The organism is Mesorhizobium sp. M1A.F.Ca.IN.022.07.1.1 (assembly GCF_003997575.1).
Classification (GTDB): domain Bacteria; phylum Pseudomonadota; class Alphaproteobacteria; order Rhizobiales; family Rhizobiaceae; genus Mesorhizobium.
The window spans coordinates 1-12596 of the sequence record NZ_RZST01000161.1 but is presented as its reverse complement, the minus strand read 5'-3'; the positions used below and the strand labels follow the sequence as shown (position 1 = coordinate 12596).

Below are 12596 nucleotides of genomic sequence, written 5' to 3'. Positions count from 1 at the left end.
CATCGTGGCTTCGGCGGCGCTCTGCGTGCTTTCCGTCGCCTTCGGCTTTTGGACCGTCGTGCGGATGGCGGGGTAGGGCGCATGTTTGGAAACGATAGACAGACAGCCCTGCCGCTTTATCTGGCGGTCGGCTGCGGCGCGGCTATCGGTTCGCTGGCGCGCTTTTTATGCGGCTACGTCGTCGTCTCGCTGCTGGGCTGGAGCGCGCTGCTTGCAACGGCGTTCGTCAACGTCGTCGGCTCCTGGGTCATCATGTTCTTTTCCACGCTGACCCGGCCGGATGGACGCTTGATGGTCGGCCCGGCCGGCCGCCAGTTCGTGACCGGCGGCTTCTGCGGCGGTCTCACCACATTTTCGTCGATGAGCCTCGACACCTTCATCCTGCTTCTCGAGGGCGACCTCGGCCTTGCGGCGACCTATCTTGTCAGTGTGGTGGTGCTGTCGCTTGCGTCGGCCTGGCTCGGCTATCTCATGGCGGCCAGGTTCAACCGCTTGCCGATCACCAGGTGATCAGGCAGGAGAGCATGGCACTTCTCGCCGGCTCGGAGGCCTCGGCGCAGCCGCGGGCAATCGCCCGTTCCTAAAGCCTGCCCGGCCGCCCGCTCCAACAAAAAGGCGGCCCGAGAGCCGCCTTCATTGCCGGGACCGAAGCGTCTCAGCCGACGATCTCGGTGTCGGAGAACCAGTACCTGATCTCCTGCGCGGCGGTCTCCGGCGCGTCCGAGCCGTGCACCGAATTTTCGCCGATCGACAGCGCATGCACCTTGCGGATGGTGCCCTCGGCGGCATTGGCCGGGTTGGTGGCGCCCATCACTTCGCGGTTCTTGGCGATGGCGTTCTCGCCCTCCAGCACCTGCACGACGGTCGGGCCCGACGACATGAATTCGACCAGCTCGCCGAAGAAAGGACGCTCCTTGTGGACGGCGTAGAAGCCTTCGGCCTCGCGGCGGCTCATCCATACGCGACGCGACGCGACGACGCTGAGGCCCGCGTCTTCCAGCATCTTGGTGATGGCGCCGGTCAGATTGCGCTTGGTGGCATCCGGCTTGATCATGGAGAAGGTGCGTTCGATCGCCATTGGGTCGTCCTTGTTCTGGGAATGGAAATTGGAGTGGCGGGCTCTATACAAGCCGCTTGGCGGCTTGCCAAGGGGAGGCGGCTTCTGGTCAAGGCCGGCTGTTTGCGGGATAATTAGACGGCTGAGAGCGCGCTTCGCGTGCAGTCCGGAGCGCCGCGGCAGCGGAGCAGGAGGCGATGAACCGGCTCTACCTCAAACGCGACGATATCGCCGGCATTTTCTTGATGGCCGTGGTCCTTGCCGTGATCGTCTTCGTCCTGCTGTTCTTTCCACAAACCGGACAGCAGAATTTCGGCTTCGGCCCGGAATGGCAATGCGCCCGCATGGGAGAGGGCGATCCGATCTGCGTCAGGCTGGTCGAAAAGGATGAAGCCGGAAAATTCCCGCCTTGAGGGGGAGATGGCCGGCAGCACAGAGCGGGGCGCCGCGCGTGAAACGCCGACTTCTTCTTTCGCAAGTAGGCGCCGCAGCTGTTGAGGCGCCCACTCTGTCACCTTCGGCGACATCTTCCCACAAGAGGAAGATTAGCGCTTACGCCGCCGCGGCGACCTGCCGGCCGATTCCGCCATGCAGGTCGAGGCAGCGTTCGAACCATTCGGCAACGCCGCCGCCCGTCTCGAGCAGCTGGTAGGGCGAGGCGACGCGCGCCCATTGCAGCGCCCCGAACACGATGTAGTCGGCAAACAGCGGCGATGTCCCGCCGATGAAAGGCTGATAGCTGAGCATCGAGCGCAGCGGCTCGAGCGAGGCACGAAAGCCGGCAAGCCCCTCGTCGCGGCCGGCCACCACCTCTTCGAGCCGCTTGCCGAGCCGCTGCTCGCGGCTCTCGCGGAAATAGGCGCGGTTCGCCTCGTCCTGCATGCTGTGCAGATCGGTGAGCAGCACCGTCATGAGGTAAGGATGGATGGTGAGCTGCGACCAGCGTTCGATGAAGCGCGCCGTCGCCTTGCCGCCTTCGCCGCCGAACAACGTCGGCCGCTCGGGGTAGGCTTCGTCGAGATAAAGGGCGATGGCGAAGGAATCGGCCACCACGCGCTCGCCATCGCGGATCACCGGCACCGTCTTCGACGCGCCGCCTTCCACCTTGGGGACTTCCAGGAAGCGCGTCGGCACCTTGGTGGCGTCGAGCCTTTTGTGGGCCAGCGCCATCTTCGTCTTCCAGCAATGCGGACTGAATGGGCGTTTTGCGTCGTGGCCGACGAGATCATAGAACAGAATGGTCATTACGGTTCCTGCGGGTTACGAAGAGCCGGGATTCGTTGCGAGCCGGATGGAAGAATGAAACAGCATTTCATGATGTTTGCGGCCTACAATCAATGGGCCAACACGCGCATCTATGATGCCGCCGCCGATCTCAGCGAAGAGGAACTCGGCCGCGATGTCGGCGCCTTCTTCGGCTCGATGCTGGGCACGCTCAATCACCTGCTCGTCACCGACCGCGTCTGGATGAAGCGCTTTACGGGCGAGGGGGACGCGCCCTCAAACCTTGCGACGATCCTCTATCGCGCCTTCCCGGGCTTGCGCCTGGCACGCGAGGCCGAGGACAGGAGGATTGTCGACTGGATGGGCGGCATGACCGATAAGGCACTCACCGGGCGATTTTCCTATATGACCACCGACATGCGCACCGTTTCGCAGCGGCTGGCGCCGGCGCTCAGCCATCTCTTCAATCACCAGACCCACCATCGCGGCCAGGCGCATATGTGCCTTACCGTCCTCGGCAGGCCCTCGGTGCCGCTTGACCTGATGCAGTTCCAGCGCTCCGAAGAAGGCCGCGCCTACGCCTGAAGCTTACGGGATTCCGGTTGGCCAATTCAAAAAAATTAAGAAACACTTCAATTTCGTCTATATTTTTAAAGCAGAAGTATCGTTTTTGAAAAATACGATTCGTCACATGCGAAATAGCTAAAGAAACCGAAAGGGCACTCTCGGCGTATTTCTGTCTCAAAAGCTACGCGCTCTAGAAAAGCGCAACAAACGGTGCAAGGCGGAAATACAAAACCACAGGGAGAGTGTCATGGCCAGTATCGTAAAAAGATTCGCCAGCACATTGGCGAGTGGTGCAATCGTCGTTGCTCTTGCCATGCCTGCGAGCGCCCAGAGCGTCGGGGTCGGCAGCCTCGGCGGCGTATCCGTAGGCGGCAACAGCGCCGACGCCAATGCGGGCGGCCCAAATGGGGCTGACGGCAATGCATCCTTCGGCGGCAGCAACAGCAGCGCCAGGGTTTCGATCGGCGGCGCAAGCGGCGGCAGCGGAAACGCCACCATCGGCGGCAGCAGTTCCACGGCCACCGCATCCATCGGCGGCACCAACGGGGCTGGAGCCGATGCGACTTTGGGCAACGGCACCAATAGCGCGCTCAACGTGACGACCGGCGGCACGAGCGGCGCTGGCGTCGCCCTCGGCGCGGGCGCCGCCGTTCCTGGAACCGTCGGCGCGACGCCGCCGGGAACGACGAACCTGTCCTCCGCCGTCGCGCAAATGTCGAGCAGCCAGTTGTCGCGGATGAAGAAGCGCTGCGTCGATGTGCTCAGCAGCGAGGGCACCTATGATCGTGATCTGAGGGCGCTCTGCCTGATGATTTCGCGTCGTTGACGGCGCGCTGACGAGCGCCTCTGGCCAATCGCAAAGCCCGCCGCTGCGTCGGCGGGCCTTCTTCAGCTGGTATCGCGGTGCGGCGCGCTCGACGCCTGGTTAACCACATTCCCATTGAAGCCAATATATTAGGACTTCGTTTGCGCTCGCGCTCCACAATAGGCCAGTTGTAGTGGGAGCAATGCCATGCGCATCGATTTGTCCCCCACCAGTTGGGGCAGGGTCGCGCTGGTCACCGTTGCCGGCACGGCATTCTTCATTGCCGCGGCCTTCTTCGTCGATTCCTTCAACTTCGCCTCGCTGTCACCCGAAGCGCTGCTCTGGGCCAAGCTCACCGACCTGTTCCTGCCGCTCATCCTTGGCGGCTCCTTCCTTTTCTTCCTAATGTGGAAGATGCGCCAGCTGGCCATCGCCCAGAAGGAGCTCAGCATCATTGCCGCGACCGACAGCCTGACGGCGGTCTTCAACCGCGGCGCTTTCTCGATGCTGGTCGAGGCCTATCTCGACAAGGCCCGCAGCCACGCGGTGGCCGAAGCCGGCGCGCTGCTGATCGTCGATGCCGACCATTTCAAATCGATCAACGACCGGCTCGGCCACGATTGCGGCGATCAGGCGCTGAAGCTGATCGCGAGCACGATCCGGAGCCAGCTCCACGGCGCCGACATCGTTGGACGCATCGGCGGCGAGGAATTCGCGGTCTTCCTTCCGGGCGCCGACGCGACACGCTCCTTCCTGGTCGCCGAGTCGATCAGACTGCGTATCCGCGAGGCCGAGTTCGCGCCGGGCGGGCAGCCGTGCCCGCTTTCGGTCAGCATCGGCGGCGTCGCGTTCAGCGGGCCCACCACCTATCACCACATGTTTCGGGTCGCGGACAGGCATCTTTACAAGGCGAAGTCGAACGGACGCGACCAGGTGAGCTTCGAAAGCCCGCGCAGCAGGCTATCCGGCGAGGCCGCCGGCACGTTCCACTGAACGAACCCGCGCAGCAGGGAACGGAGCGCCCTCACCAGCGGTGGGGCTGAGTAGGAGTGTCGTCCCGCCTTTGGGTAGGCGTCTATTTCCACATGCCGCGCATGCGCGCGCCGAGATCGACCTTGACGCCCGGCTTTTGGCGCGGGTCGTCCGTGATCGCCGCGCTCGCCCAGGATGACTGTTCGAAAGCCGAAAGCATCGAGGCCGGGATAAAGCGGGTGCGCGAGGCATAGACGTGACGGTCGCCGCGGGCCGGCTGATTGTGCGGATAAAAGCGCTGCGGCACCACCAGGTGCAGGCTGTCCTTGGCGCGCGTCATCGCCACATAGAGCAGCCGCCGCTCCTCCTCGATATCCTCCTTGGTACCGACGCCGAGATCGGCCGGGATGCAGCCGTCGACCGTGTTGAGCACGAAGACGTTCTTCCACTCCTGGCCCTTGGCCGAATGGATCGTGGACAGGATCAGGTAATCCTCGTCGCGATGCGGCGGGCCGGCCTGGTCGCTGGTGGCGTCGGGCGGGTCGAGCGTCAGCTCGGTCAGGAAACGCTCGCGCGAGGGATAGCCCGACGCGATCTGCTCGAGCTGCAACAGGTCGGCCCGGCGCGTGATCGCGTCCTCGTGGATGCGCTCCAGATGCGGCTCGTACCAGAGCCTGACCCGCTCGAGGTCCGCCGGCCATTTGGCGCCGGCGCGCAGCCCGCTGTAGATGTCGAGGAAGACCGGCCAGTCTTCGGCCGCGCGCTGCGGCGGCCGGAAGCGTGCAAGGCCGAGCGTCTCGTCGAGCGACGTCGCCATCGCCTCGACGATCTGTGAGGCGGCCGAAGGCCCGATGCCGGGCATCAACTGCAGCACCCGGAAGCCGGCGATCCTGTCGCGCGGGTTCTCGGCAAAGCGCAGCATCGCCAGCATGTCTTTCACATGCGCGGCATCGAGGAATTTCAGCCCGCCGAATTTGACGAAGGGGATGTTGCGCCGCGTGAGCTCCACCTCCAGCGGCCCGCTGTGATGCGAGGCGCGGAACAGCACGGCTTGCGCCTTGAGCGCCGTGCCGGCCTCGCGCTCGGCAAGGATCGCCTGGCAGACATAATTGGCCTGCTCAGCCTCGTCGCGCACGCTTACCAGTTGCGGCCTGTGCGACGACCGGCGTTCGGTCCAGAGATTCTTGGTGAAACGCTCGCTTGCCTCGCCGATTACTTTGTTGGCGGCGGCTAGGATCGGCTCGGTCGAGCGGTAATTGCGCTCCAGCATGACGATCTCGGTGCCTTGCGCGAACTGTTTTGGGAAATCGAGAATGTTGCGCACTTCCGCGGCCCGGAAGGAATATATCGACTGTGCGTCATCGCCCACCACGGTCAAGCCCGCGCCGTCCGGCTTCAGCGCCAACAGAATAGAGGCCTGCAGCCGGTTGGTGTCCTGGTATTCGTCGACCAGCACGTGGTCGAAGCGGGAGCCAAGGTGAGCGGCGATCTCCGGCTCGGCCGCCATCTGCGCCCAGTAGAGCAAAAGGTCGTCGTAATCGAGCACGTTCTGCGCCTGCTTGGCCTCGACATATGCCGCGAACAGCTCCTTCAGCTGTTCCGCCCATCCTGAGCACCAGGGAAAGGCCGAGCCCAGCACCTCGCCGAGCGGCGCCTGGGCGTTCACCGCCCGCGAATAGATCTGCAGGCAGGTGGCTTTGGTCGGAAAACGGCTTTCGGTCTTGGAAAAACCGAGCTCGTGCCGGGCAAGGTTCATCAGGTCGGCCGAATCCTCGCGATCGTGGATGGTGAAAGCCGGATCGAGGCCGATCTGCTCGGCATAGTCGCGCAAGAGTCTGGCGCCGATACCGTGGAAAGTACCGGCCCAGGATAGCGCATCGGCGATGATCGCGGCATCGCGGCCCAGCACCTCGCCGGCGATGCGCTCGACGCGCTTCGCCATTTCAGCCGCGGCGCGGCGCGAAAAGGTCATCAAAAGGATGCGGCGCGGATCGGCGCCCTTGACGATGAGGTGCGCCACGCGATGCGCCAGCGTGCTGGTCTTGCCGGAGCCGGCCCCGGCGATCACCAGCAGCGGCGCGGCCACCTTGCCGTCGCCATGCACCACCGCCAGCCGCTGCTCGTCGTTCAGCCGGGCAAGATAGGCAGGAGTTTCGAAGGACGAATCACGGGCGGCGATGTTCATCGCCCATCAAGCATCGTTTCCGCTTTGTTCGCAATACAGCTAATCTCGCCCAAAGGCGGCCAAGTGGGGGGCGATGCCCGGCAGGGCAGAGGGGACGCTGTACGCGCCGGCATGTGCTGGATAGGCCGGCCATCTTCCCAACAAGCGCGAGAACGGCCGATCTACCTTTTCGGCTCGACGCCCATCGCCGCCGACTGGCGCCGCAGCGACCGCCGATCGTCCGGCGGCGCGAGATCGCCGGACGCCTCCTCGATGATCCTCATCGTGACGCGATAGGCCGTGTAGCCGAACAGGCCGACGAGCAGCAGACGGATCATGACATCTCCTCGTGAGTTAACGAGGTTCAACCGGAGACAGGCGCGTTGGTTCCCGCCGGACGGCGCAACCAAACCGCCGCCGCCTCGTTTGCTTCGAAGAAAGGGGCGAACGAGAGGAGGTCGTCATGAAGAAACTTCCTGTGCTGCTGGCTCTCGCGGCAGGGCTCGGGCTCGCCGCCTGCGACAACAGCGTACAGCCCACCAAGGCGCCAAGCGACACCGTCGACAAAAACCCGCAGGTCGACAAGAACCCGGTGCCGCAATCGACCACCGGCGGCGACCAGCCCGGCACGCCGCCGAAGCAATGAGAGCGGACGATGTTGTCGGGAGACGAAGCGGCGGCGCCGCAGAAGAAGGCCGGCGCTGCTTGGGAGGAAGCTGGAAAGCGCCGGCCAAGCGGGAAAATCAGGCCCGCCGCAGGATCAAAGATAGCTGAGTCTCTCCGCCGCGTCATGGGGCGATCGCGCTAGCCGGCTACAGGTATCCGTCCAAACGCTTTGTCGGCCTTCAAAGATCGGAGAATCTCAGGGGTGTGTTTGCGTCGCTTGCGCCGCCGCGTCACGCCATCGCGGCGCGCGCCAGCGGCACGTTGGCGATCTCCAGGTCCAACTGGCGCTGCGTCAGCGCCGCTTCGGCCATGATCCACTGCTTGAACAGCTCCACCTTGCGGGCGCCGAGCGCCTTGATGGGGCTGACGAAATACCAGCCGGCGGTGTTGGGATGGTGGACCGCGAAGGGGGCGACCAGCCGCTCGGCTCGGATGTCGCTTGCCATATAGGCGCGGTTGGCAACGGCAAAGCCCATGCCGGCATTGGCCGCCTCGTAGGACATCATGCAGGAATCGAAATAGATGCTCTTGGTCTCGCCAAGCACGAAACTCGCGCCGGCAAAAGCCAGCCACGACTGCCAGTTCTGGGTGCAGGTGTCGGAGTGGAGCAGGGTGAAGTGCCTGAGGTCCTCCGGCGTCACCTTGGACAGCGGCTTGTCGCCCAGCACCTCGCGGAACAGCTTGCGGCTGCACACCGGCGTCAGGTCCTCCTTGAACAGCAGCACGGAGTTGAGGCCGGGGAAATTGCCGTCGCCATAGCGGATCTCGAGATCGTATTCGGAGGTCGCGAATTCATGCGTGGCATAGGAAGTCGAGACCCGCATCTCGATATCCGGATACTGCCGCTGGAAGGTGGCAAGCCGCGGAAACAGCCAGCGCGCCGCGAAGGTCGGCAAGACGCAGATCTTCAGCACATGCGCCTGGGATTGGCCGGTCGCCTCCATGCTGGCAGCCACGATCCGCTCCAGCGCCTCGCGCACGCGCGCCACGTAGGTCTCGCCTTCCGGCGTCAGCGACACCGCGTTGCCGCCGCGCTGGAAGATCTTGAAGCGCAGCTGGTCCTCCAGGCTCTTCACCCGCTGGCTGACGGCTGAGGCGGTAATGAACTGCTCTTCGCCCGCGCGCGTGAAGTTGCGGTGCCTGGCGGCGCTCTCCACGATTTTCAGCGAGTTTAAGTTGACCTGGCTGAGCAGACGCACGGGGTTCGACCTTTAGCTATGCTTAAAGTAGCACCAGCATTCCTAAATTTACAGGGGCGGGTGCTCAATCGACTGTTTACCAAGTGTTGCCCCCACCTTGGAGAAGTAGAATGAACGCCCATACAATCCCCGAACTGCGCTATGCGATGAGCCGTGAAGCCATCATCGGTCATGATACGGCGTGGAAAGTGTCGAGCTTCGGCGTCGCCCAGTATCTTCACGGCTACGACCCGCAACTGCTCGCCGCGATCGAGGAGGCGGCGCTCAAGCTCAAGGCCAGCCACGCCGTGCACAAGCATCTCGACCTCACCTTCATCACCGGCGCGGACCGCTACATTCCCGAGATCAAGGAACTGCTCAACGACAAGCTGCGGCTGGAACGGCTGTCCGACATGATGGGCACCAAGCTCGAACCCTATCCGCTGTCTATCGTCGGCTCGACCGTCACCTTCATGAACCCCAAGGACGGCGCCGTCGACTGGCACTGCGATGGCGTTCCGGTGACGGAACTCATTCCGCTCTCGATCAGCGATCCTCTGATCGGCGGCCATCTTGAAATCTATTGCGACGATTCCGAGACGGGGCGTGCCATCCTCGAATCCGGCAGCGACCTGCCGCGCAACAGGGTCATGCGCATCGACCACAAGATGAATTACGCCACGCTCGGCCAGTTCCTCGGCGTGCTCCATCGCACCGCGCCGATCCAGCTCGGCTCGCGGGTCACCCTGGTGCTCAACCAGCGTTCGGTGGCGAAGCCCTATGTCGACGACAACCGCATGTTCTACCTCGCCGCCGACAACGACCAGGACCGCGGCTGGGTGAACGAACTGGCCGAGGACGTCTGGACGAACCAGCTGCCGGCCTATCGCCGTCACGCCGAAGAACATCCCGTGCCGAAGCCGGCTGTCGATCCGGTCTCCGGCGGAGCCAGGGAATCGTGGTAGTGGCTGACGATCCGGCCGGTCGCCAGCCGCCTTCAGCATCGCTGAGCCTTGGCCCGCTCACCGCCGAAAGGCGCAGCGACCGTTCCAGCGCTGCTCCCCCGGTGGCGCTGGCCTTTGCCCTCGGCGCCGTGGCGCTCTGGGCGACTAACGCTTTCGTCGGCAAGACGCTGCTTGCCAATCACCCGGTATCGGAGGTGCAGTTCCTGCAGTTCTCAGGCGCCGCGCTGGTCTTTGCGCTGATCAGGTTCTTCCCTTCTCCCCTTGTGATCAAGGGGGCCGGACGGATCGCCGACGCAGGAGTTTCTTCCAACATCTCTCATCCGTCTCGGCGCTCCGTGCCGATCCACCTTGTTCCCCAAGGGGATAAGGGGAGAACCATGCGCGCCTGCGCCGTCGGCTTCATCGGCCTGGTCGGCACCATGGCGTTGCAATACATCGCCTTCGCCTCGATGCCGGTCATCGAGGCCAATCTCGTTGCCTACACCTGGCCGCTGATGGTCGCCGCCGCCGTCATCGTGCTCGGCCGCCCGCGACGGCCGCTGCTGCTTGGACTGACCGCCGCGCTGGGCTTCACCGGCGTCGCGCTGGTGATCTCCGGCGGAGGCGCGCATGCCTGGTTCGGAGGTAGCCCCGTCGGTTATTGCGCCGCCTTCGGCTCGGCACTTTGCATGGCCTTCTACTCGCTTGCCGTCGGCCGCCTTGCCGTGTCGCCGGATCGGCTTCTGCTGCCTTCGGCCCTGATCGGCGTGGCGCTGACCTTCGCATGGTGCCTGCATGACGGCGTCGCCGCCCTGGGCGGCTTGGACCTGCTGCTCGGACTCTATCTCGGCGCCGGGCCGATGGGGCTCGGCTATTATTTCTGGTCGCGCGCGCTCAGCCTCGATCAGGGTGGGCGGCTCGCGGTCGTGGCGTATCTCACGCCGATCGCTTCCACGCTTTTGCTGGCGCTGTCGGGCGAAAGCCTGTCGATGACGGCCATGGCTGGCGCCGTCCTTGTCATCGGCAGTTGCATTGCTGTCGGCATCGAACGTCCGGAGGGCTGAAGACCATGCCAGGGATCGTACCAGGAAACATGCCAGGGAGCGGGCTTGACGACGACGAACGCCGGGCCAGACAGGAGGCGCATTGGCTGGTCAAGGAATTCGGCGCCGAGGCGCAGCTCTATGCCGCCATGAAGGCTGAGAAGGCCATCGAGCAGAAGGATTTCGGCCGCTGCGCCCGCTGGAAACGCGTGCTGGAGATTCTGGCCGACGGCCCGACCGATCTCCGGCGCGGCGTTGCCGCGAAATAAGCGACTTGCCCTAACGAATCGGGCATGATCGATTGATCAGAGAGCCAGCGCTGCTCGCAATTATTGGCTTTCCGTCCAGAATTCCAATTTTTGCAGGAATTACTCGTAGAAATTGAAGTGCTGTTGCGTCATTTCCTCGCCCGTGCAGAGCTTCGGTGCTGTAAAGTGTTTGTTGTAGGTATTAGAATTCCTAACTTGCGCGGTCGCGGCCCGCGGTGAAAACATACCTTCGGTATTGAGTCTCGCACGTTTACTGACTCTGGACGTCCGTTGGGGGACAGGTCCAATAAGATACCTAGACTAAAGTCTTAAAAACAGCTGGTCATTTGAGAGCCAGCAGAAGGTGAAAAAATTGTCCAATATCGACGACAAGACTGCAATCGAGCTGACCGCCGACATTGTTTCGGCCTATGTGGGCAACAACCCGCTTCCGGCATCCGGCCTGCCTGATCTGATCGCCAGCGTCAGCGCTTCCGTGCGCAAGCTCGCCGGGGGCGCCCCGGTGAAGGAAAGCGCGCCGCAGACGCCGGCCGTCAATCCGAAGCGTTCGGTATTCCCCGACTACATCGTCTGCCTCGAGGACGGCAAGAAGTTCAAGTCGCTGAAGCGGCACCTGTCGACCGACCATGGGCTGACGCCGGACGAATATCGCGCGAAATGGGGCCTGCCGGCGGACTATCCCATGGTGGCGCCCAGTTATTCGGCCACTCGCTCGGCGCTTGCCAAGTCTTCCGGCCTGGGCCGGAAGCCGGCCGCGGATTCCGGCAGGGGCAAGCGTAAAGCCAAGGCCTGAGCCGAAGGTCATGCTGCCCGCTACGGACGGCGCCACGCCGTCGGCCGACCGCTTTGCCGCGCTCGACGCGTTGCGTCGCAGGGTGGCCATCCAGTCTTGCGCCGATGCCGGCGAGGGGGTCAAGGCGCGGCGCGTCCTGTTTTCATTGGACCTGCCGGCCATCGATCTGCGTACCGCGCTCGACGCGCTCGACAATTTCGAGCGCGCCATCGTCGAGCATGACGACCGGCCGGTCGTCGCTGCGCGACGGCTGAGATGCCTCGCGGTCCTGGACGGCATCGTCGGCGGCTGAAAAGGCGCATGGTCAAGGCGGTTCCGAGACAACCGCGCAGCGGTTTTCCGGAATCCGGGAGGAGCGGTATTCCAGAGCGGAGCTGCGCCGCCGGCCTATCGGTCATTGCGTAGGCGAAGTCTGGGATTGTTTTCCAGGATAAATTTGGATCAGCAGGTGTTTCGTCGCGTCCGCCTCTGGCCTGCCGGTCATCTCCCCCACTTGGGCGGAGATTGGCAGCGTCGGCGCCGCGCTTGCCGGGTCGGTTAAGGGGAGCACTGCAGCCGTCTCGCCCTCAAACAGCACCACCTGCGTCGCCAGCGCGGCGGTCGTGGCGACCTGGAAGAAGATGAAGGCGAGGGCGAAATAGCGGATCACGGGGCTCAGAACGCTTCGGCCGGCAACTGGTTCCCTGATTGGGCTCGGGACCGGCGCCCGGAACACGGCGAGCCGTCCTCCAGGCCTGGCTCTTGCGAAGCGCCGACGTCCGGTGCAAAAGCCCGCCCATGCTTATCATCAACGACCTCTCGCTGCGCATGGCGGGGCGCCTGCTTCTCGATCATGCCTCGCTGACCCTGCCGGCCGGCACCAAGGCCGGTCTCGTCGGCCGCAATGGCACCGGCAAGACGACACTGTTCAAGGC

The 12596-nt window shown here is 63.9% G+C and carries 19 protein-coding genes; 12 read left to right on the top strand and 7 right to left on the bottom strand.

The window, feature by feature from the left end; all coding sequences use genetic code 11:
• The first annotated feature begins 81 nt into the window (after positions 1 to 81).
• On the top strand, positions 82 to 510 hold the full coding sequence (crcB, locus tag EOA75_RS18555; protein ID WP_095800046.1) for a fluoride efflux transporter CrcB: 429 nt from the start codon (positions 82 to 84) through the stop codon (positions 508 to 510).
• 145 nt (positions 511 to 655) lie between these two features.
• Here crcB and ndk read toward each other — a convergent pair whose 3' ends face one another.
• Positions 656 to 1078: a nucleoside-diphosphate kinase gene (gene ndk / locus EOA75_RS18550; RefSeq protein ID WP_095800045.1), complete on the bottom strand. Its 423-nt coding sequence runs from the start codon at positions 1076 to 1078 to the stop codon at positions 656 to 658.
• Positions 1079 to 1254: 176 nt separating this feature from the next.
• Here ndk and EOA75_RS18545 point away from each other — a divergent pair, with 176 nt between their 5' ends.
• Positions 1255 to 1470, top strand: a complete 216-nt coding sequence (locus EOA75_RS18545; RefSeq protein WP_067330396.1) for a hypothetical protein — start codon at positions 1255 to 1257, stop codon at positions 1468 to 1470.
• A 139-nt stretch (positions 1471 to 1609) separates the two neighbouring features.
• Here the strand turns inward: EOA75_RS18545 and EOA75_RS18540 are convergent, their stop codons facing one another.
• On the bottom strand, positions 1610 to 2302 hold the full coding sequence (locus tag EOA75_RS18540; RefSeq protein WP_127324845.1) for a glutathione S-transferase family protein: 693 nt from the start codon (positions 2300 to 2302) through the stop codon (positions 1610 to 1612).
• Positions 2303 to 2356: 54 nt separating this feature from the next.
• On the opposite strand from EOA75_RS18540, the gene EOA75_RS18535 reads away from it, so the two are divergent.
• On the top strand, positions 2357 to 2866 hold the full coding sequence (locus tag EOA75_RS18535) for a DinB family protein (protein WP_095830262.1): 510 nt from the start codon (positions 2357 to 2359) through the stop codon (positions 2864 to 2866).
• Between the two features lie 156 nt (positions 2867 to 3022).
• Here EOA75_RS18535 and EOA75_RS35100 read toward each other — a convergent pair whose 3' ends face one another.
• Entirely contained in the window at positions 3023 to 3379 is a 357-nt protein-coding gene (locus EOA75_RS35100) for a hypothetical protein (protein ID WP_245466673.1), read from the bottom strand.
• 34 nt (positions 3380 to 3413) lie between these two features.
• Between EOA75_RS35100 and EOA75_RS35095 the strand changes: the two genes are divergently transcribed.
• Complete coding sequence (locus tag EOA75_RS35095) at positions 3414 to 3674, top strand: hypothetical protein (RefSeq protein ID WP_245307739.1); 261 nt, start codon at positions 3414 to 3416, stop codon at positions 3672 to 3674.
• Positions 3675 to 3860: 186 nt separating this feature from the next.
• The gene (locus EOA75_RS18525) at positions 3861 to 4646 is read left to right on the top strand and encodes a GGDEF domain-containing protein (protein ID WP_095823612.1); all 786 of its coding nucleotides are present in this window, start codon (positions 3861 to 3863) and stop codon (positions 4644 to 4646) included.
• Between the two features lie 82 nt (positions 4647 to 4728).
• On the opposite strand, the gene EOA75_RS18520 is transcribed toward EOA75_RS18525, so the two are convergent.
• Positions 4729 to 6810 carry an ATP-dependent helicase gene (locus EOA75_RS18520; RefSeq protein ID WP_127216509.1) on the bottom strand — a complete coding sequence of 694 codons (2082 nt, stop codon included), beginning with the start codon at positions 6808 to 6810 and terminating at the stop codon, positions 4729 to 4731.
• A 161-nt stretch (positions 6811 to 6971) separates the two neighbouring features.
• Complete coding sequence (locus EOA75_RS34115; protein ID WP_082954124.1) at positions 6972 to 7127, bottom strand: hypothetical protein; 156 nt, start codon at positions 7125 to 7127, stop codon at positions 6972 to 6974.
• Between the two features lie 125 nt (positions 7128 to 7252).
• Here EOA75_RS34115 and EOA75_RS18515 point away from each other — a divergent pair, with 125 nt between their 5' ends.
• Entirely contained in the window at positions 7253 to 7435 is a 183-nt protein-coding gene (locus EOA75_RS18515) for a hypothetical protein (protein ID WP_067330410.1), read from the top strand.
• A 250-nt stretch (positions 7436 to 7685) separates the two neighbouring features.
• Here the strand turns inward: EOA75_RS18515 and EOA75_RS18510 are convergent, their stop codons facing one another.
• Positions 7686 to 8654 (bottom strand): LysR substrate-binding domain-containing protein, encoded by a 969-nt coding sequence (locus EOA75_RS18510; RefSeq protein WP_127216510.1) that lies wholly within the window; start codon positions 8652 to 8654, stop codon positions 7686 to 7688.
• Positions 8655 to 8764: 110 nt separating this feature from the next.
• Between EOA75_RS18510 and EOA75_RS34110 the strand changes: the two genes are divergently transcribed.
• The 5 genes from EOA75_RS34110 (at position 8765) to EOA75_RS18480 (ending at position 11974) form a co-directional block, all read left to right on the top strand.
• Positions 8765 to 9598 carry a hypothetical protein gene (locus tag EOA75_RS34110; protein ID WP_066995820.1) on the top strand — a complete coding sequence of 278 codons (834 nt, stop codon included), beginning with the start codon at positions 8765 to 8767 and terminating at the stop codon, positions 9596 to 9598.
• Entirely contained in the window at positions 9598 to 10641 is a 1044-nt protein-coding gene (locus EOA75_RS18495) for a DMT family transporter (protein WP_245322281.1), read from the top strand. Before EOA75_RS34110 ends, EOA75_RS18495 begins: the two co-directional genes overlap by 1 nt.
• 5 nt (positions 10642 to 10646) lie before the next feature.
• Positions 10647 to 10889, top strand: coding sequence for a hypothetical protein (locus EOA75_RS18490; protein WP_245307741.1), 243 nt, complete (start codon positions 10647 to 10649; stop codon positions 10887 to 10889).
• Between the two features lie 352 nt (positions 10890 to 11241).
• Complete coding sequence (locus tag EOA75_RS18485) at positions 11242 to 11682, top strand: MucR family transcriptional regulator (RefSeq protein WP_066995912.1); 441 nt, start codon at positions 11242 to 11244, stop codon at positions 11680 to 11682.
• A gap of 10 nt (positions 11683 to 11692) precedes the next feature.
• On the top strand, positions 11693 to 11974 hold the full coding sequence (locus tag EOA75_RS18480; RefSeq protein WP_067330418.1) for a hypothetical protein: 282 nt from the start codon (positions 11693 to 11695) through the stop codon (positions 11972 to 11974).
• A gap of 102 nt (positions 11975 to 12076) precedes the next feature.
• Here EOA75_RS18480 and EOA75_RS18475 read toward each other — a convergent pair whose 3' ends face one another.
• A complete protein-coding gene (locus EOA75_RS18475) occupies positions 12077 to 12331 on the bottom strand; it encodes a hypothetical protein (RefSeq protein ID WP_095779140.1) in 255 nt (84 codons plus the stop codon).
• Positions 12332 to 12459: 128 nt separating this feature from the next.
• Here EOA75_RS18475 and EOA75_RS18470 point away from each other — a divergent pair.
• A partial coding sequence (locus tag EOA75_RS18470) for an ATP-binding cassette domain-containing protein (RefSeq protein ID WP_127324844.1) occupies positions 12460 to 12596 on the top strand: 137 nt, incomplete at its 3' end.